Genomic DNA, 16,550 nt, shown 5'->3' with positions numbered 1-16,550 from the left:
CACATCAGAGGAGAAGAATTGACTTTGATTAAGATCGGACGTACAAGAATGTCACACAAACATCCTGGACGGATTAAATAATAAACAAAGGAGATTGTTATGGCAGATAAGAAAGCGACCCTTCATATCGAAGGCAAAGCGCCAATCGAACTGCCGATTATGGATGGGACAATTGGTCCTCAAGTAATCGACGTTCGTAAACTTGGCTCAAATGGCTACTTTACGTTTGACCCGGGTTTTCTTGCCACTGCATCTTGTGAATCTCAAATCACTTACATCGACGGCGCCAAAGGTGTTCTGCTACACCGCGGTTTCCCAATCGATCAGTTAGCCAATAACGCCGATTACTTGGAAGTGTGTTACATCCTACTTTACGGTGAAGCCCCTAATCGCAAACAGTATGAAGAGTTTAAAAAGACTGTAACTCGTCACACGATGGTTCATGAGCAAATCGCGAGCTTCTTCCACGGTTTCCGTCGTGATGCTCACCCGATGGCTGTAATGTGTGGTGTAGTGGGTGCGCTAGCGGCCTTCTACCACGATTCACTCGACATTAATAATGACGTGCACCGCGAGATCGCGGCTTATCGTCTTCTGTCTAAAATGCCGACACTGGCAGCAATGTGTTATAAATACTCTGTAGGTCAACCATTTATCTACCCTCGTAATGACTTGGGCTATGCAGAGAACTTCCTACACATGATGTTCGCAACACCATGTGAAGAGTACGATGTCAACCCGGTGGTTGCGCGTGCGATGGATAAAATTTTCACCCTACACGCAGACCACGAACAAAACGCGTCGACGTCAACAGTACGTCTAGCGGGTTCTTCTGGTGCCAACCCATTTGCATGTATTGCAGCGGGTATCGCGTCTCTGTGGGGCCCGGCACACGGTGGTGCAAACGAAGCATGTCTACGCATGTTGGAAGAGATTGGCAGTGTTGATCAAATTCCTGAATTCGTCGAACGTGCCAAAGATAAAGATGACCCATTCCGTCTGATGGGCTTTGGTCACCGCGTGTACAAAAACTATGACCCTCGCGCAACAGTTATGCGCGAAGCATGTCATGAAGTCCTGAAAGAGCTCAACATTCAAGATCCACTGCTAGACGTTGCAATGGAACTGGAACGCATCGCTCTGTCTGACGACTACTTTATTGAGAAGAAACTGTACCCGAACGTGGATTTCTACTCAGGTATCATTCTGAAAGCGATTGGTATTCCTGTGTCAATGTTCACGGTTATCTTCGCAATGTCTCGTACGATCGGTTGGATTGCGCACTGGAACGAAATGCACAGTGACCCAAGCAACCGCATCGGTCGTCCTCGTCAGCTTTACACGGGTGAGAAGATGCGTGATTTCGTGCCGCTATACGAGCGCGAATAACACCCCAGATGTTTTGTGTATAAACAAAAAGAGCGAGGCAACCCTCGCTCTTTTTTTATGGCTGACCTCCCCCGCTTATACAGGGTTATCAATATCGATAAACGTCACGTCAAACCCGTGTTCTTTTGCCAACCATTCACCCAGTGCTTTCACGCCGTAGCGTTCTGTTGCGTGATGCCCTGCCGAGAAGTAGTGAATGTTAAGCTCACGCGCTGAATACGTTGTCCGCTCAGAGATCTCACCAGAAATAAACGCATCCATCCCCTGCGCTGCTGCGAGCTCGATATAATCTTGCCCACCGCCGGTGCACCAACCCACTTTTTTGATCAATTTATCTTTTAATTCTGGCGCAATATGCAGCGGCTGACGCTTTAGCACATCGGCAATACGCTGAGCCAATGCTTCTCCCGTCATCGCGTCAGCTAAAGAGCCGTACATGGCGACCGATTGAGGATGTCCTTCGAGGCCGCCTTCAACCTCGATCCCGAGTCGCTTAGCCAACTGCGCGTTGTTGCCCAGTTGCGGATGAATATCGAGCGGAAGATGGTAGGCCAATAAATTGATGTCGTGTTTAATCAGCTGACGAATCCGGTCGCCTTTCATGCCACGAATCGCTTCGCTTTCCCCTTTCCAGAAATAGCCATGATGAACCAACAGCGCATCAGCGTTGTGTTCGATGGCTTGCTCAATCAGGGCTTTCGACGCGGTCACGCCGGTGATGATTTTCTTGATTTCCGAACGCCCCTCCACCTGAAGGCCGTTGGGACAGTAATCTTTGATCAATTGTGGAGACAACGTCTCATTGAGCAATGCTTCAAACTGTAAATTATTCATCTTCTCGTCCATTGCATGATAATCATGGCGAGGTTATAACAATTTAAGACTAAAATGTCGAAGACGATGCCAATGGGATAACGAGAATATGGACTTAAAACAACTGACGGAATGGGTCGCATCAACGCCCTCGCTTTTTCAACCCTCCCCTCCCATTGCGGGGAAGACGCCATTCATTCACTACATTCCGACGGAATGGCCTATGTATCAAGGCAATCAACGTTTGGGATTTCTCTACCAGTATTTGTGTCAACAGCTGTTTACCGCCACACCCCGCTACAATGCGGTGTCGGAAGAAATTCAGCTCAATCAAGCAGGTCGCACTTTGGGGTCGCTTGATTTCATCGTGAAAAATCGCCGCACAGAGCAGTATGAACACTGGGAAGTGGCGGTGAAGTTTTATCTGCTGCATCAAGGGCTTTGGTATGGCCCCAACGCGCAAGACCGTCTCGATCTCAAACTGGCTCACATGCTCGAACATCAGTTACCGCTGTCTGCCAGCGACGCGTTTATGAACACCTACCCCTTATGGGCAAACGCACAACAAAACCTGTTGATGCAGGGGCGCTTATACATGAATCCGTTTGAACCGGAAAATGTACCGAGCGAATGCCTCGGCTTTGCATTGAATACCTCACAAATCAACGGTTACTGGTGCTATCAGGATCAGCAAGCGCAGATTGAAGAGCCGCTGTATACACTCACCAAAGCGCAATGGCTCACGGGACGAACCGAGGATTCAGAACTGTATGATGGCGGCGAATCAGGCTTTGTGCATTGCCAGACCCCATCCGGACGTTTTTGGTTCATCGTGCCGAGGCATTGGCCACACAGCGAACCACAATCCAGCGCTCTCGAATAAAAACCGCATAAAAAAGGCGACCCGAAGGTCGCCTTTCTATGACAATGCGGCTTACAAGCCCGCGTCTTTAAACACCTGATTGACGATCTCTTGCGCTTCCGCTTCAATCTGTTTCAGGTGCTGCTCGCCTTTAAAGCTTTCGCAGTAGATTTTGTAGATGTCTTCCGTGCCCGATGGGCGCGCCGCAAACCAGCCAAAATCAGTGGTCACTTTCAGGCCGCCAATCGCAGCGCCGTTACCTGGCGCATGCGTTAGACGCGCTGTGATGGGGTCACCAGCTAACGTTTGCGCAGAGACCATCTCGGCAGAGAGTTTTTTCAACACCTCTTTTTGCGGGCCATTCGCCACAGCCTGAATTCGGTTGTACTGCGATTCACCGTGTTTAGCAGCCAGTTCATCGTAATATTGCTGCGGGTTCTTGCCAGTTACCGCCGTGATTTCGGCTGCAAGCAGACACAAGATGATGCCGTCTTTGTCAGTTGACCAAGGCGTGCCATCTTTACGCAGGAACGATGCCCCGGCACTCTCCTCACCGCCAAAACCGAATTTGCCGCTGTACAATCCTTCCACAAACCATTTAAAGCCCACAGGCACTTCGCACAATTCACGGCCAAGATCAGCCACCACTTTATCGATCATCGCGCTTGAGACCAGCGTCTTACCCACGGCGACATCCTGACCCCATCCGTCACGGTGACGGTACAAGTAATCGATACACACCGCGAGGAAATGGTTTGGATTCATCAAGCCTTTGGGCGTCACGATGCCATGACGGTCGTAGTCTGGGTCGTTACCAAATGCCAGATCGTACTCATCTTTCAGTGCCAATAGACCCGCCATTGCATAGGGAGATGAACAGTCCATGCGCACCACACCATCTTTGTCCAAAGACATAAATTGGAAGGTTGGATCGATAGCTTCGCTCACCAATGTCAGGTTCAGGTTGTACGCCTGACCAATTTGACGCCAGTAATCGATGCCGCTGCCACCCAGTGGATCCACACCCAATTTCAGATTGGCTTTTTGAATCGCCGCCATGTCCACCACATTCACCAAGTCATCGACGTATGGTTTTACCAAATCGACTTGTTTGAACAGCGGTGATGCTTTGGCCTCCGTGACCGACACACGTTTGACGCCGCTCAAGCCTTCTGCAATCAGTTGGTTGGCGCGGTTTTCAATCGCTTGTGTCAACTCACCTTCGGCCGGGCCACCGTGCGTCGGGTTGTATTTGATGCCACCATCTTGCGGTGGGTTGTGCGATGGCGTGATCACGATGCCGTCCGCTTTTTCTGCATGTTTCAGGTTATGCGTCAAAATCGCGTGAGAGATACCCGGCGTCGGCGTGTAGCCGTTGTCTTGTTGCACAATCACTTCAATACCGTTGGCCACCAGCACTTCAACAACGCTGCTAAATGCTGGTTCAGACAACGCGTGAGTATCTTTACCCACAAAGATTGGGCCTGCAGTGCCTTGCGCGGCACGCACTTCAACAATCGCTTGTGCGATGGCCAGAATATGATTTTCGTTGAAGGTCGCTTTATCAGCGGAGCCGCGATGGCCCGACGTTCCAAATTCCACTTTGTGTTTTGGATTACTCGGATCCGGCTGAAGAAGGTAGTAGTTTGCTACAAGTGCTGGAATATTATGCAGGTCTTGCTGTTGCGCTTTTTGTCCTGCACGTGGGTGCATTGCCATAAAGACATCCTTTCAAAATATAACGACAAATAAAAAACCTCATAATACGCAGTTTGGTTTGCATATTATGAGGTTCAAATCAGACTTTTCGTGCTCGATCGTTACAAATCAAATCGATTGAGTAACTTTTTCAATAATGTCCGCTGGGAAATTCATGCGAATCATCACTTGCTCAATCATCTGCTGTTTGCGGCTGGTGTTATTGTTCGTGATCACCCAAAACGGCGTGTTTGGAATCGCCTTTGGCTTCGTCGTTTGACCATTTGCCAGCAGGGTTTGCTCATTGTCGGCAAAGTAAACGCGCTTACGACCTTTCACCAACATCGCTTCAGAAAAAGCGGCTGGATCGATGCGATGAAGGGTAGAAAGCACCAGCATAAAACGATCAACCGCTTTTTTCAGACCGGCAAATTCGTCTGAAATCAGAAGAGAGCGCATTTCTTTCACGCAATCCAGTTTCGTTTCCTGACCAGCATCTTTACTCACCACTATACCTTTAGGTGCCGCGGCCGCTTTAGGCGCCACTGGAGTGCTTTGACCATCCACGTTCAACAGGCGGCGCAGAATGTCCGATGCGCTCTCACCAATGTGAAGGGTTTGGCCTGCAATGTAACGGTATAGATCCTCATCAACCTCAATTGTTTTCATTCGCTTTTCACAATCTCAATGTTTAAACTCTGGGGGATTATAGCGAGATCTTCGCTGAGACTCTACGTTAAACCCATTACTAATAAGATAAAATGTCAGCACTTCTGAATTACAAACTTGAAGGTGAGGGTCACACCGTTGTTTTGATCCATGGTCTGTTTGGTAGTCTGGATAACCTCGGGCTACTGGCTCGCGATCTAAAAAACGATCATCAAGTTCTGAGTATCGACCTGCGCAATCATGGTCACTCATTCCACTCTGACGCACACAATTACGCGCTGATGGCCGCCGATGTGGATCAGCTATTGACCCACCTCAACATTCAACAAGCGACCATCATCGGTCACTCCATGGGTGGCAAAGTGGCGATGAAACTCGCCGATATAGCGGCAGAAAAAGTGGCGCAACTGGTGATTCTGGACATGGCGCCCGTCGCATACACCGAACGCCGCCACGAAAATGTGATTGCCGGATTGGAAGCCGTCTTGGAGCAAAAGCCGTCATCACGCAGCGAAGCCATGGCGATTTTAGCCAAACACGTTGAAATCGACGGAGTGCGCCAGTTTTTGGGTAAATCGATGATGAACCGAGACAGCGTGATGGTGTGGCGTTTTAACGTCGCGGCACTGAAAGCCAACTACACATCGATCATGGGCTGGGAACCGATCGCACGCTGCGACATACCCACCCTGTTCATCAAAGGTGGCGACTCCAATTATCTGACCGCCGAACATCAAGCGCAGGTACAAGCCCAGTTCAGTCATGCCAAAGCGCATGTCATTGCCAATACGGGCCACTGGCTGCATGCTGAAAAACCGGCAGAAGTACTGCGCGCGATTCGTAAATTTATCCTGTGAGGCAGCCCGCTTCACCACGCAACATCCACGATGTTCTCTTCATACAAGTGTGAAATCGATTCTCATCCGCGCATTAACTTTGCCGTATAACAATGGTATAGTGCGCGCAAGCAAATTGGCATAAAGGATAACCATGCTGTACGACTATATGAACATGATCGAATCGATAGGACTTGATCTCCTGTTTGCGTCTATTTTCTTCCTCATCGGGATGGCAATTAAAGACGTATTGAAACAAGGTAATGTTCCGGTATTTGGCCGTCGTATTGTGTGGCTTGTTCTGTTTTTAGGTTGTGCTGGCTTTATTGCCAAAGGCATTATCCAACTTAGTTGGGAAGGGACTGGCTTGGGCTGATGCCTGAGCGTTCAACCATCCGCCACCCCATTACAATTTAAAGGTAAAGACTCTATGGCAAGTGTAGGTATCTTTTTTGGTAGCGATACAGGTAACACCGAAGCTATTGCAAAGATGATTCAAAAACAACTCGGTAAACAACTTGTTCACGTTCAAGATATCGCAAAAAGCAGCAAAGAAGACATCGACAACTTCGATCTGCTACTGCTTGGTATCCCGACTTGGTATTACGGTGAAGCGCAATGTGACTGGGACGACTTTTTCCCAGAACTAGAAGCGATTGACTTCTCAACCAAGCTGGTTGCTATCTTTGGTTGTGGTGACCAAGAAGATTACGCGGAATACTTCTGTGATGCGATGGGCACTGTGCGTGACATCGTAGAAGCCAAAGGCGCCACAGTTGTGGGTCACTGGTCAACTGAAGGTTACGAGTTTGAAGCGTCAAAAGCGCTGGTTGATGAGAACCACTTCGTGGGTCTGTGTATTGATGAAGATCGCCAACCTGAACTGACTGAAGAACGCGTGACCAAATGGGTCAAACAAGTTTACGACGAAATGTGTCTGGCTGAACTTGAAGACTAATCCATAAAAAATCCCCAGCCAAGGCTGGGGATTTTTTTATCCATGAAGAACACATGACCAAGAAGAACACATTACCAAAGAATGCTTCCCAGTAGCGGTGCAATCAGCACAGTGACCATCCCAGCAATCATCATCACCACACTTGAGACCACCCCTTCCGAATTGCCGATTTGATAAGCCTTAGCGGTACCCGCACCGTGCGCCGATGCGCCCAAGCTAGCACCTTTACCTAGGCGAGAACGAATCGACAACACGGTCAACACAACTTCGCCCACAGCCATACCAATCACCCCAGTCAACACCACAAACAGCGCGGTTAGGTCGCTCTGACCCCCGATCGATTTGGTGGCTTCAACGGCAAACGGTGTAGTAATGGAACGCATCGCGAGACTACGCTGCAGCAATTCTGGCAAGTTTAACCAACGCGCCAACAGCACGGTGGAGCCGACCGCCACAATCACCGACACCAGCACGCCAACCGACAACGACAACCAATGACGCTGAATCAAATGGCGGTTGTCATACACTGGAATCGCAAATGCCACCGTTGCCGGGCCAAGCATCCACAACAGCCAATGTGATTCAGCCATGTAATCCTGATAAGGAATGTGAAAGCCCATGACCACTGCGACTAATAGCAATGGTGCCAGTAGTAAGGGCATCAAAAAGATGGAGCGTTTGCGGCGATAAAGTGATTTGCTGCCGTAGTAAAATGCCAAGGTCAGCACCAGACACAATACGCCCAAGAGTGAATCATTCAAGCTCATCACTTAAGCTCTCCGCAATTGATTGCTTTTACGACGCGCCAGTTTGAGTTCAAACCGATACAGTTTATCCACCACCCAAGCTGTCGATGCGATCACCACAATCGTGCTCACAATCAGCACCACCATAATACGCAGCCCTTCTTGAATCATCAGATCCTGATAGTTCACGACCGCCACCACCGCAGGGACAAAAAATAGCAGCATTTCCGCCAATAACCATGTTGCGCCGCGGCGCAACCAATCCACCTTCACGATGTTGCTAAACACCAAGGCCAGCAACAGCAGCATCCCGGTGAGGTTGGCAGGGATGGGTAAATGAAACTCACGCACCAGAAAGTCTGCGATAAACCAAATCAACGCCAGTACCGCAATCTGGCTCAGCGTCATTAAGCTATTTCCTACCCGTTTCATGCTTGCTCTTCGCTTGTTTTGTGAAATTAGTCACAGTATAAGCATGCTTAAAACCGTCACAAAATGACTTTTTATTATCAAATCTATGCCAAAATGGAATAGTTTAATTCAACGGGCACAATCATGGACATCAAAGCACTGCGTTATTTTGTCGAGTTGGTGAATGAACAAAGCTTTACCCGCGCTTCAGAAAAATTGTTTGTCACGCAACCCACCATCAGCAAGATGATTCGCAGCTTAGAACAAGATGTCGGGCAACCACTTTTGCATCGCGAAGGCCGACGCTTTTGGTTAACCGACGCTGGCGACATCGTGTTTCAGCGCGCGCAAGAGATCCTCGCGCAGATGTCGCAGCTCGAAGCGGAACTCATCGATTTGAATGAACTGCAACGCGGACATTTACGCTTGGGGATCCCACCGATGGTCGGCCATGTCTACGCCGGCCTGATTCGCCGCTACCGCCAAACATACCCAAACGTCGAAATGACCATCGTCGAATATGGCGGGCGAAAAATTGAGCAAGCGGTATCTGAGGGCGATCTCGATGTGGCAGTGACGATGTTATCTTTAAATGCAGCGCAGAACCTCAACACCTTAGAGCTCGACAGCTATCCGATTCGTGCAGTGTTGCCCGATACCGCGCCTTGGCGCGATCTCGAGACCGTTCATTGGCAGGATCTAAAAGACGAACCGTTCTACGTTTACACGCAAGAATTCACGCTCAGCGAATACATCGACACCTTGTGCCAACAAGAGGGCTTTGTGCCGCAAGTGGCCGCTCGCAGCAGCCAATGGGATTTCTTGGTCGCGTTGGTCAAAAGTGGGATTGGTGTGGCCTTCTTACCCGAACCGCTGTGTCACCGCATACAGGGCGAAGGCGTGGTGGTCAAAACCATGACGCCTTCCATTGACTGGCAACTCGGCGTCATCTGGCATTCAGAGCGTTATGTGTCACGCACCGCCGACGCGTGGATCAGCCTGTGCCGTGACTATCGAGATCAAAAGTATCCCCAACCTTGAATGTTCTTTAGGACAGTGTCTGGGAATCAGCCAATTCGCGCTCCTGCGTCGGGTCATCTGCATCTTCGCGGTATTTCGGTTTCTTCCGCACATACAGTTTGCGATGCACTTCAGACACCACTTCGCCATGCGCATTTTTAACGTGGATGATAAATTCGGGGAAACATTTATCACCGCAAGCCGTGGCACTTAAAATCGCATCCAGTTGCTGCTGAGGGATCAAAAACTCCGCGTACAAATCGGTATGACCCGGCTTAATAAAGTTGATGCTGGCTTCTTTGTCCCACACATAATATTGCTCGCCTAAAATGCCCATCAACATCAGCGAGTAAACTGGGTCAGTGAGCGAAAAAATGCTGCCACCGTATTGGGAGCGATTGGCGTTTTTGTTCCACCAACGCAATTTCAGCCGCATGCGGGCTTCGCGAAAATCGTCACTGATGGATTCAATTTTTATCCCCGCGCCCCAGAATGGCGGCCAGCTATTCAGCGCCCATTTGACAATATTTGGTTTATATAGCTTTGCGAGAGTTTTATTCATGCTTTCCGTGCCTTAGACTCGATTTCGACCGCCTACATCAGTGCTTAAATCGACAGGGTCTATTAATCACGACGTAGACTTAACGCTCAGTTAATGTTAAACAATTGTAACTGGTCAGAGCACTTTTAGCAGTGATATCACGCGGCTTTACGAAAAAATAGTAGTAACCCTTTGAAGTTCGTGGTTTATTGTTCGCTGTGACTAACCTATAATGTTGGACAACATTGACTTCTGTTCATTACTGCAGATCATCAACGGGAAAGTATATGTCAGACAATAACCAAGCGCTAAAGGATGCTGGTCTTAAAGTAACCCTTCCACGGCTAAAGATTTTAGAAGTACTACAACAGCCTGAGTGCCAACATATTAGTGCTGAAGAGCTGTACAAGAAGCTGATTGATCTCGGTGAAGAGATCGGCCTTGCGACAGTTTATCGAGTACTAAACCAATTTGATGATGCAGGCATCGTGACACGCCATCACTTTGAAGGCGGCAAATCAGTATTTGAACTGTCGACTCAGCATCACCATGATCACCTGGTGTGCCTCGACTGTGGGGAAGTAATTGAGTTTTCGGACGAATTGATTGAACAACGTCAGAAAGAGATTGCTTCACAGTACAACGTACAACTGACTAACCACAGTTTGTACCTGTACGGCAAATGTGCAGACGGGAGTTGTAAAGACAACCCAGACGCACACAAAGCGAAAAAGTAACCATAAAAAAACCACCGCAAGCGGTGGTTTTTTTTCATGTCGGCAAAACTGAATCAGAAGTAGTCACGTACCAACACTTCCGCAATTTGCACCGCGTTAGTCGCTGCGCCTTTACGAACGTTGTCCGCCACAACCCACAAGTTCACGCCGCTGTGATGACTGATGTCATTGCGAATACGGCCGACCATCACATGATCTTTTCCGCCAGCATCACGCACTTGCGTTGGGAAGTCTTCCCCTTGGAACACTTCCACACCATCCGTTTGTGACAATAGCTCAATCACCTGCTCGGCATCGATTGGCGCGCTGGTTTCCACGTGTAGCGCTTCCGCATGACCATAAAACACGGGCACACGAACACAAGTTGGGTTCACCATGATCGACGGATCATTGAAAATCTTTTGCGTTTCCCACACCATTTTCATCTCTTCTTTGGTGTAGCCATTGTCCATAAACACATCGATTTGTGGAATGCAGTTAAACGCAATTTGTTGGCTGAATGCTTTGTTCTCCGCAGGAATCCCGTTGAGCAGCTTCGCCGTTTGGCCAGCCAATTCATCAATGCCCGCTTTCCCCGCACCTGAAACCGACTGGTATGTCGTCACGTTGATGCGTTCAATGCCCACTGCGTCGTAAATCGGCTTCAGCGCCACCAGCATTTGAATGGTAGAGCAGTTAGGGTTGGCAATGATGTTGCGGTTACGAAACTCTGCAATCGCTTCAGGGTTCACTTCAGGTACAACCAACGGGATGTCGTAGTCATAACGGAAGTGCGACGTGTTGTCGATCACAACCACACCCGCATCCGCAGCAATCGGCGCCCACTGTGCAGACAGATCACCACCGGCTGAAAACAGCGCAATGTGCACTTGTGACCAATCAAACTCTTCCACGTTCTGGACGCGGACTGTTTTGCCGTTGAAACGGTAGGTTTTCCCTTCGCTACGCTCACTTGCGAGCAGGTACAGTTCGCCGACAGGAAACTTACGTTCCTGTAGCACTTCTAACATGGTTTCGCCTACGGCGCCTGTTGCGCCAAAGATGGCAACATTAAATTCTTGGCTCATTCGTTACCTCAATTTTAAAACCTAATTTCGCCAGTGGCTCCAGATGACAGGTCGCCTCTCCAACGAGTGTGATCGCGCTATACTCACGTCTGTCCCAATATTGTTTACGCATTTGGTCAAACGCGCCAGGTTTGTGTATTTCGCGACGGAACAGGGCGTCATCACGACGCACATCGTAAATCAGTTGTGTGAGTGTCAGCAGCGTCGCTTCATCCCATGCACGATCTAACGTGACTTCTGGGATTGGCGCCACAGGCAACAAGGTTGAAGGGTTCGCCCACAACGCGTTCCCAAGGAACTCACAATAACTGTTAAAAATCATCGTTGTGCCACGCGCTTTACCTTCAAGGCCATATCCGGCCACGTGCGGTGTAGCAAACGCCAGCAGCGGCAGCAATGCCATATCCACTTGCGGTTCAAATTCAAACACATCCAATGCCGCGGTAAAACCGTCACCTTGTTGCAGGCGCGCTTTGAGCGCGTCGTTGTCGACCACTGGGCCACGCGCTGCGTTGATCAGAATCTGATCGCTGCGCAGGTTCTCCAACACCGTGCTGTCAATCAAATGATGGGTGGGCCATTCCCCCTCGGTGGTGATCGGCGTGTGCAGCGTGATCACATCCGACTGGCTCAACAGCACGTCCAGCGGCGTGAATTCACGGCTGTCCCCTTGTGCCTGTTTCGGTGGATCGTTCAACAGCACGTTGATCCCCATCCCCATCAAACATTCAGACAAATACGTCCCCACCTGACCGGCACCAATGATACCGACGGTTTTATCAAATACCGAGAATCCCTGTTGCTGTGAAAGCACCATCAGCACGCTGAACACGTACTCCGCCACGCCCACTTTGTTACAGCCTGGCGCCGCGGTAAAGAAAATGCCACGCTCTGCCAGCAGTGCTTGGTCCACATGGTCCATGCCTGCCGTCGCAGTGCCGACGAATTTTAACTTGTTGGCTTTGCTAATCAGCGCTTCATTCACCTTCGTTACTGAACGAATCATCAGCGCATCCACATCCACCAAGTCGTCTGCCGTCAATGTACGGCCCGGTTTCAGAACCACTTCGCCAAGCTGACTAAACAGCTCTGCGGCGTAAGGCATATTTTCGTCGATCACAATTTTCATAACAGAGTTCACACTATTTGAATTGACTGGTTGTTGTGTTGGAAAGTTTGCAAGGCATTGTGCAGAAAAGCACTGCCGGTGTCGAGGACTAAAGGGGCACGAATAAAAATGCCCGATGGCAAATTCGCCACCGGGCAACATCCAGAACAAAAGGATCCTATCCCGCTCTCCATGGGACAGAGTCTGCGTCTGTTCGATCAGCGAAGCCGATCAGTTCTGGAAACCTTTTACCTAAAGGTATGAGGTGCTTAACCTTGGTATTTTTTGATCACGAGCGTTGCGTTCGTGCCACCAAAACCAAAGCTATTCGACATCACTGTCGTTAATTCTTGCTCACGCGTCTCTGTCACAATGTCCAGACCTTGCGCCGCTTCATCCAGGTTTTCAACGTTGATACTTGGCGCAATGAAGCCGTGGTGCAGCATCAGCGTCGAGTAAATCGCTTCGTGCACACCTGCAGCACCCAGCGCGTGACCTGTCATCGCTTTGGTTGCCGAAATCGCAGGGCTGTTGCCACCGAAGATTTGTTGAATCGCGCCCAGCTCTTTCACATCACCTACTGGTGTTGATGTGCCGTGCGTGTTCACGTAATCCACTGCGTCTACGTTTTGCATCGCCATCTTCATGCAGCGCACTGCGCCTTCACCCGATGGTGCAACCATGTCGTAACCGTCTGAGGTTGCGCCGTAGCCCACGATCTCGCCGTAGATTTTCGCACCACGCGCCAATGCGTGTTCTAACTCTTCCACCACGACCATACCGCCGCCGCCAGAGATCACGAAACCGTCGCGGTCTGCATCGTACGTACGAGACGCTTTTTGTGGTGTGTCGTTGTATTTGGTTGACAGCGCACCCATCGCATCAAACATCATGGTCAGTGACCAATCGAGTTCTTCACCGCCGCCGGCGAATACGATGTCTTGCTTGCCAAGCTGAATCAATTCCATGGCGTTACCGATACAGTGTGCAGATGTCGCACAAGCTGAGCTGATCGAGTAGTTCACACCACGGATTTTAAATGGAGTCGCCAAACAAGCAGAAACTGTTGAAGACATCGTGCGCGGCACCATGTAAGGACCAACACGTTTCACGCCTTTCTCACGCAACGTATCAACAGCCGTGACCTGGTTCATTGAAGACGCACCGCCTGAACCCGCGATGATACCAGTACGATCGTTTGACACTTGCTCCGGAGACAGACCAGAATCCGCAATTGCTTGTTCCAGAGATAGGTATGCATACGCCGCCGCATCACCCATAAAACGCATTTGTTTACGGTCGATGTGCTCAGCAGGGTTAATTTTCAGATCACCCCAAACTTGCGAGCGAAGACCGTTCTCTTTGAATTGCTCAGAAGCATTGATGCCTGACTTACCTGCTTTAAGAGACGCTAAAACTTCTTCGACGTTGTTACCGATACTTGAAACAATACCCATACCGGTGATTACGACTCGTTTCATGTGACATTCCTATAATTCAAAATTCCGCTAAATAATAACGAAGAAGGACAACAAAAGTGGTCAGCTTTCCCATAAATCCGTACAATCTCAGCCCATATTTCCGCCAGATTTCATAGAATCCATTCATAATGACTTCCATTACTCACGCGCAGCTCGGCTGGAACGATGTCGGCACACCGGTTTCAGACCAATTTGACGATGTCTATTTCTCGAACGTCAATGGCTTGGAAGAAACCCGCTACGTGTTTCTGACTCAAAATCATCTCCCACAAAGATGGCATGAATATGACCAACGTCGTTTTGTGGTGGCTGAGACGGGCTTTGGGACCGGCCTCAACTTCCTTGCCCTATGGCAATGGTTTGACAAGTTTAGACACCAAAACCCGCAAGCGACACTAAAATCGTTGCATTTCATCAGTTTTGAGAAATATCCGCTCAATAAAGACGATTTAATCAAAGCGCACGAGTCCTGGCCGGAACTGGCCGACTACGCCAAACAACTGCACGAACACTACCCGATTGCGGTGCCGGAATGCCATCGCATCGTGTTGGCAGACGGCGCCGTGACGCTCGATCTGTGGTTTGGCGACATCAAAGATTGTATGCCAAACGTTCCGGTTCCCGCCCAAGGTTTAGTGGACGCTTGGTTCCTTGACGGCTTTGCGCCCAGCAAAAATCCGGAAATGTGGAATCAAAACCTGTTCAACGGCATGGCAAAACTGGCCAAACAAGATTGCACCTGCGCCACCTTCACTTCAGCCGGCTTTGTTCGCCGTGGCTTAATTGAAGCCGGGTTCGCGATGAAAAAAGTCAAAGGCTTTGGCACCAAACGGGAAATGATCGTGGGATCCCTCACCGAGAAACATCCCGACAGTAACATTAAACCGTGGTACAAGCTCAACCCCCTAGAGAACGTTCATGATGTGGCCATCATTGGTGGCGGTATCGCCAGTGCAGCGCTAGCGAAATCGCTGAGCGAGCGCGGTGTGACCGTCACCTTGTATTGTGAAGATGAAGCACCCGCACAAGGCGCATCCGGCAATCGTCAGGGCGCGGTTTACCCACTGTTGAATGGTGAGCACGTGGGGGTATCTCGTGTGTTTGCGCCTGCATTTCTCTATGCTCGTCAATTTGCCGAGCGTGCAGCAAAGCACATCGACTTCGATCATGATTGGTGTGGCGTCACCCAGCTGATGTGGGATGACAAATCGGCCGTCAAACTCAACAAAATGATCGACGGTGAGTTTTCAGCGCAATTGGTGACCCAACTCGACGCAGAGCAAACATCCGCCATGATGGGGCTGCCCGTCTCGGTGCCGAGCGTTCATTACCCGCTCGGGGGCTGGCTATGTCCGGCGCAGCTCACCACAGGATTGCTCACGAAACTCCGTGAGGAAGGCAAATTAACCGCGCATTTCAATCACCGCGTGACGGCGCTGAATTGGGATGCGACCAACCAAGTGTGGCACCTCAACGTTGCAGAGCGCCAAGCCAAGCACCAATGTGTGATCGTCGCCAACGGCCATCAGTTTGATGCCTTTGAGCAGACTCAATCGCTGCCACTCGGCAAAGTCAAAGGTCAGGTCAGTCACATTCCGACCAATGACACGCTCCAACAACTGCGCACCGTGCTGTGCTATGACGGGTACATGACCCCCAATAACCCAGCCTCAGGCACCCATTGCATCGGCGCCAGCTATGATCGCACGCACCTCGATTGCGAATTCGACCCTGCCGCGCAAATCGAAAACGGTGCCCGCCTGACAAAATGTATTGCCGACCAACACTGGCCAACATTGGTCGATACCCGCGACAACGCCTCTCGCCAAGGCATTCGTTGTGTTAGCCGCGATCACTTGCCGTTTGTGGGAAGTATCGGCAACCTAGATGCGATTTTGCGTCAGTATCATGACCTCGTCCATCAAGATGAGCAGCATGCCGAACCAGTCGCGCACTACCCGCACTTGTATGGCTTGTTAGGATTGGGCTCGCGCGGCCTCAGCTCCGCGCCATTGCTGGCGGAAGTGTTGGCCTCCATCATTTGTGGCGATCCGCTGCCGCTGCCCGTCGATGTGATGGAGACGCTGCACCCAAGCCGCATGTGGGTACGCCGCTTGCGCAAAGGCAAAGCGCTCAGCGAACAATAATCGCGCCCATCGGCAAAAACACAAATCAGTAGACACACAAGTCAGCAGATACAAAAAAGCCTCGCAA

At 50.1% G+C, this 16,550-nt stretch carries 17 protein-coding genes; 8 read left to right on the top strand and 9 right to left on the bottom strand.

Annotated elements, in window-relative coordinates; genetic code table 11:
- Positions 1-99: 99 nt before the first annotated feature.
- On the top strand, positions 100-1,389 hold the full coding sequence (locus ACF8PK_RS03235) for a citrate synthase (protein WP_004724584.1): 1,290 nt from the start codon (positions 100-102) through the stop codon (positions 1,387-1,389).
- Between the two features lie 75 nt (positions 1,390-1,464).
- Here the strand turns inward: ACF8PK_RS03235 and ACF8PK_RS03230 are convergent, their stop codons facing one another.
- Positions 1,465-2,223: a Nif3-like dinuclear metal center hexameric protein gene (locus ACF8PK_RS03230; RefSeq protein WP_055465374.1), complete on the bottom strand. Its 759-nt coding sequence runs from the start codon at positions 2,221-2,223 to the stop codon at positions 1,465-1,467.
- Between the two features lie 88 nt (positions 2,224-2,311).
- On the opposite strand from ACF8PK_RS03230, the gene ACF8PK_RS03225 reads away from it, so the two are divergent.
- On the top strand, positions 2,312-3,085 hold the full coding sequence (locus ACF8PK_RS03225) for a DUF1853 family protein (RefSeq protein ID WP_392440040.1): 774 nt from the start codon (positions 2,312-2,314) through the stop codon (positions 3,083-3,085).
- A 51-nt stretch (positions 3,086-3,136) separates the two neighbouring features.
- Here ACF8PK_RS03225 and pgm read toward each other — a convergent pair whose 3' ends face one another.
- Together pgm and seqA are read right to left on the bottom strand one after the other, a co-directional pair.
- Positions 3,137-4,783 carry a phosphoglucomutase (alpha-D-glucose-1,6-bisphosphate-dependent) gene (gene pgm, locus ACF8PK_RS03220; RefSeq protein ID WP_014204628.1) on the bottom strand — a complete coding sequence of 549 codons (1,647 nt, stop codon included), beginning with the start codon at positions 4,781-4,783 and terminating at the stop codon, positions 3,137-3,139.
- A gap of 108 nt (positions 4,784-4,891) precedes the next feature.
- Entirely contained in the window at positions 4,892-5,431 is a 540-nt protein-coding gene (gene seqA, locus ACF8PK_RS03215; RefSeq protein WP_004724593.1) for a replication initiation negative regulator SeqA, read from the bottom strand.
- A gap of 92 nt (positions 5,432-5,523) precedes the next feature.
- Between seqA and ACF8PK_RS03210 the strand changes: the two genes are divergently transcribed.
- The 3 genes from ACF8PK_RS03210 (at position 5,524) to fldA (ending at position 7,225) form a co-directional block, all read left to right on the top strand.
- Positions 5,524-6,288: an alpha/beta fold hydrolase gene (locus tag ACF8PK_RS03210; RefSeq protein ID WP_392440038.1), complete on the top strand. Its 765-nt coding sequence runs from the start codon at positions 5,524-5,526 to the stop codon at positions 6,286-6,288.
- 133 nt (positions 6,289-6,421) lie between these two features.
- On the top strand, positions 6,422-6,643 hold the full coding sequence (locus tag ACF8PK_RS03205) for a DUF2788 domain-containing protein (protein WP_004724598.1): 222 nt from the start codon (positions 6,422-6,424) through the stop codon (positions 6,641-6,643).
- Positions 6,644-6,697: 54 nt separating this feature from the next.
- A complete protein-coding gene (gene fldA / locus ACF8PK_RS03200; protein ID WP_004724600.1) occupies positions 6,698-7,225 on the top strand; it encodes a flavodoxin FldA in 528 nt (175 codons plus the stop codon).
- A 71-nt stretch (positions 7,226-7,296) separates the two neighbouring features.
- Here fldA and ACF8PK_RS03195 read toward each other — a convergent pair whose 3' ends face one another.
- Both ACF8PK_RS03195 and ACF8PK_RS03190 read right to left on the bottom strand, forming a co-directional pair.
- Positions 7,297-7,986, bottom strand: coding sequence for an LrgB family protein (locus ACF8PK_RS03195; protein WP_086027258.1), 690 nt, complete (start codon positions 7,984-7,986; stop codon positions 7,297-7,299).
- A gap of 9 nt (positions 7,987-7,995) precedes the next feature.
- On the bottom strand, positions 7,996-8,403 hold the full coding sequence (locus ACF8PK_RS03190) for a CidA/LrgA family protein (RefSeq protein ID WP_038150800.1): 408 nt from the start codon (positions 8,401-8,403) through the stop codon (positions 7,996-7,998).
- A 123-nt stretch (positions 8,404-8,526) separates the two neighbouring features.
- On the opposite strand from ACF8PK_RS03190, the gene ACF8PK_RS03185 reads away from it, so the two are divergent.
- Positions 8,527-9,423, top strand: coding sequence for a LysR family transcriptional regulator (locus ACF8PK_RS03185; RefSeq protein ID WP_206980549.1), 897 nt, complete (start codon positions 8,527-8,529; stop codon positions 9,421-9,423).
- A 7-nt stretch (positions 9,424-9,430) separates the two neighbouring features.
- Here the strand turns inward: ACF8PK_RS03185 and ACF8PK_RS03180 are convergent, their stop codons facing one another.
- On the bottom strand, positions 9,431-9,964 hold the full coding sequence (locus ACF8PK_RS03180) for a DUF4442 domain-containing protein (protein ID WP_014204625.1): 534 nt from the start codon (positions 9,962-9,964) through the stop codon (positions 9,431-9,433).
- 266 nt (positions 9,965-10,230) lie between these two features.
- On the opposite strand from ACF8PK_RS03180, the gene fcrX reads away from it, so the two are divergent.
- The gene (gene fcrX / locus ACF8PK_RS03175; protein ID WP_004724608.1) at positions 10,231-10,680 is read left to right on the top strand and encodes a ferric iron uptake transcriptional regulator FcrX; all 450 of its coding nucleotides are present in this window, start codon (positions 10,231-10,233) and stop codon (positions 10,678-10,680) included.
- A gap of 53 nt (positions 10,681-10,733) precedes the next feature.
- Here fcrX and ACF8PK_RS03170 read toward each other — a convergent pair whose 3' ends face one another.
- From ACF8PK_RS03170 to fabB, 3 genes are all read right to left on the bottom strand, one after another.
- Entirely contained in the window at positions 10,734-11,747 is a 1,014-nt protein-coding gene (locus ACF8PK_RS03170) for an aspartate-semialdehyde dehydrogenase (RefSeq protein ID WP_004724610.1), read from the bottom strand.
- Positions 11,731-12,876: a 4-phosphoerythronate dehydrogenase gene (locus ACF8PK_RS03165; RefSeq protein ID WP_004724612.1), complete on the bottom strand. Its 1,146-nt coding sequence runs from the start codon at positions 12,874-12,876 to the stop codon at positions 11,731-11,733. The genes ACF8PK_RS03170 and ACF8PK_RS03165 overlap by 17 nt, the downstream gene beginning before the upstream one ends.
- 248 nt (positions 12,877-13,124) lie before the next feature.
- The gene (gene fabB, locus ACF8PK_RS03160) at positions 13,125-14,336 is read right to left on the bottom strand and encodes a beta-ketoacyl-ACP synthase I (RefSeq protein ID WP_004724617.1); all 1,212 of its coding nucleotides are present in this window, start codon (positions 14,334-14,336) and stop codon (positions 13,125-13,127) included.
- Between the two features lie 128 nt (positions 14,337-14,464).
- Between fabB and mnmC the strand changes: the two genes are divergently transcribed.
- Positions 14,465-16,483: a bifunctional tRNA (5-methylaminomethyl-2-thiouridine)(34)-methyltransferase MnmD/FAD-dependent 5-carboxymethylaminomethyl-2-thiouridine(34) oxidoreductase MnmC gene (mnmC, locus tag ACF8PK_RS03155; RefSeq protein ID WP_392440033.1), complete on the top strand. Its 2,019-nt coding sequence runs from the start codon at positions 14,465-14,467 to the stop codon at positions 16,481-16,483.
- Positions 16,484-16,550 lie beyond the last annotated feature (67 nt).

It is taken from the genome of Vibrio sp. CJQ_6 (assembly GCF_043106745.1).
In the GTDB taxonomy this organism is placed as follows: Bacteria; Pseudomonadota; Gammaproteobacteria; order Enterobacterales; family Vibrionaceae; genus Vibrio; species Vibrio furnissii.
Note: the sequence above shows the minus strand (reverse complement) of the source record. Positions and strands in the feature narration are given on the sequence as shown.

Bases quoted from the DNA above. Each gene is read 5' to 3' on its own strand.
- ACF8PK_RS03235 (WP_004724584.1), top strand. From the start codon at position 100: ATGGCAGATAAGAAAGCGACCCTTCATATCGAAGGCAAAGCGCCAATC.
- ACF8PK_RS03230 (WP_055465374.1), bottom strand. From the start codon at position 2,223: ATGAATAATTTACAGTTTGAAGCATTGCTCAATGAGACGTTGTCTCCA.
- ACF8PK_RS03225 (WP_392440040.1), top strand. From the start codon at position 2,312: ATGGACTTAAAACAACTGACGGAATGGGTCGCATCAACGCCCTCGCTT.
- pgm (WP_014204628.1), bottom strand. From the start codon at position 4,783: ATGGCAATGCACCCACGTGCAGGACAAAAAGCGCAACAGCAAGACCTG.
- seqA (WP_004724593.1), bottom strand. From the start codon at position 5,431: ATGAAAACAATTGAGGTTGATGAGGATCTATACCGTTACATTGCAGGC.
- ACF8PK_RS03210 (WP_392440038.1), top strand. From the start codon at position 5,524: ATGTCAGCACTTCTGAATTACAAACTTGAAGGTGAGGGTCACACCGTT.
- ACF8PK_RS03205 (WP_004724598.1), top strand. From the start codon at position 6,422: ATGCTGTACGACTATATGAACATGATCGAATCGATAGGACTTGATCTC.
- fldA (WP_004724600.1), top strand. From the start codon at position 6,698: ATGGCAAGTGTAGGTATCTTTTTTGGTAGCGATACAGGTAACACCGAA.
- ACF8PK_RS03190 (WP_038150800.1), bottom strand. From the start codon at position 8,403: ATGAAACGGGTAGGAAATAGCTTAATGACGCTGAGCCAGATTGCGGTA.
- ACF8PK_RS03185 (WP_206980549.1), top strand. From the start codon at position 8,527: ATGGACATCAAAGCACTGCGTTATTTTGTCGAGTTGGTGAATGAACAA.
- ACF8PK_RS03180 (WP_014204625.1), bottom strand. From the start codon at position 9,964: ATGAATAAAACTCTCGCAAAGCTATATAAACCAAATATTGTCAAATGG.
- fcrX (WP_004724608.1), top strand. From the start codon at position 10,231: ATGTCAGACAATAACCAAGCGCTAAAGGATGCTGGTCTTAAAGTAACC.
- ACF8PK_RS03170 (WP_004724610.1), bottom strand. From the start codon at position 11,747: ATGAGCCAAGAATTTAATGTTGCCATCTTTGGCGCAACAGGCGCCGTA.
- ACF8PK_RS03165 (WP_004724612.1), bottom strand. From the start codon at position 12,876: ATGAAAATTGTGATCGACGAAAATATGCCTTACGCCGCAGAGCTGTTT.
- fabB (WP_004724617.1), bottom strand. From the start codon at position 14,336: ATGAAACGAGTCGTAATCACCGGTATGGGTATTGTTTCAAGTATCGGT.
- mnmC (WP_392440033.1), top strand. From the start codon at position 14,465: ATGACTTCCATTACTCACGCGCAGCTCGGCTGGAACGATGTCGGCACA.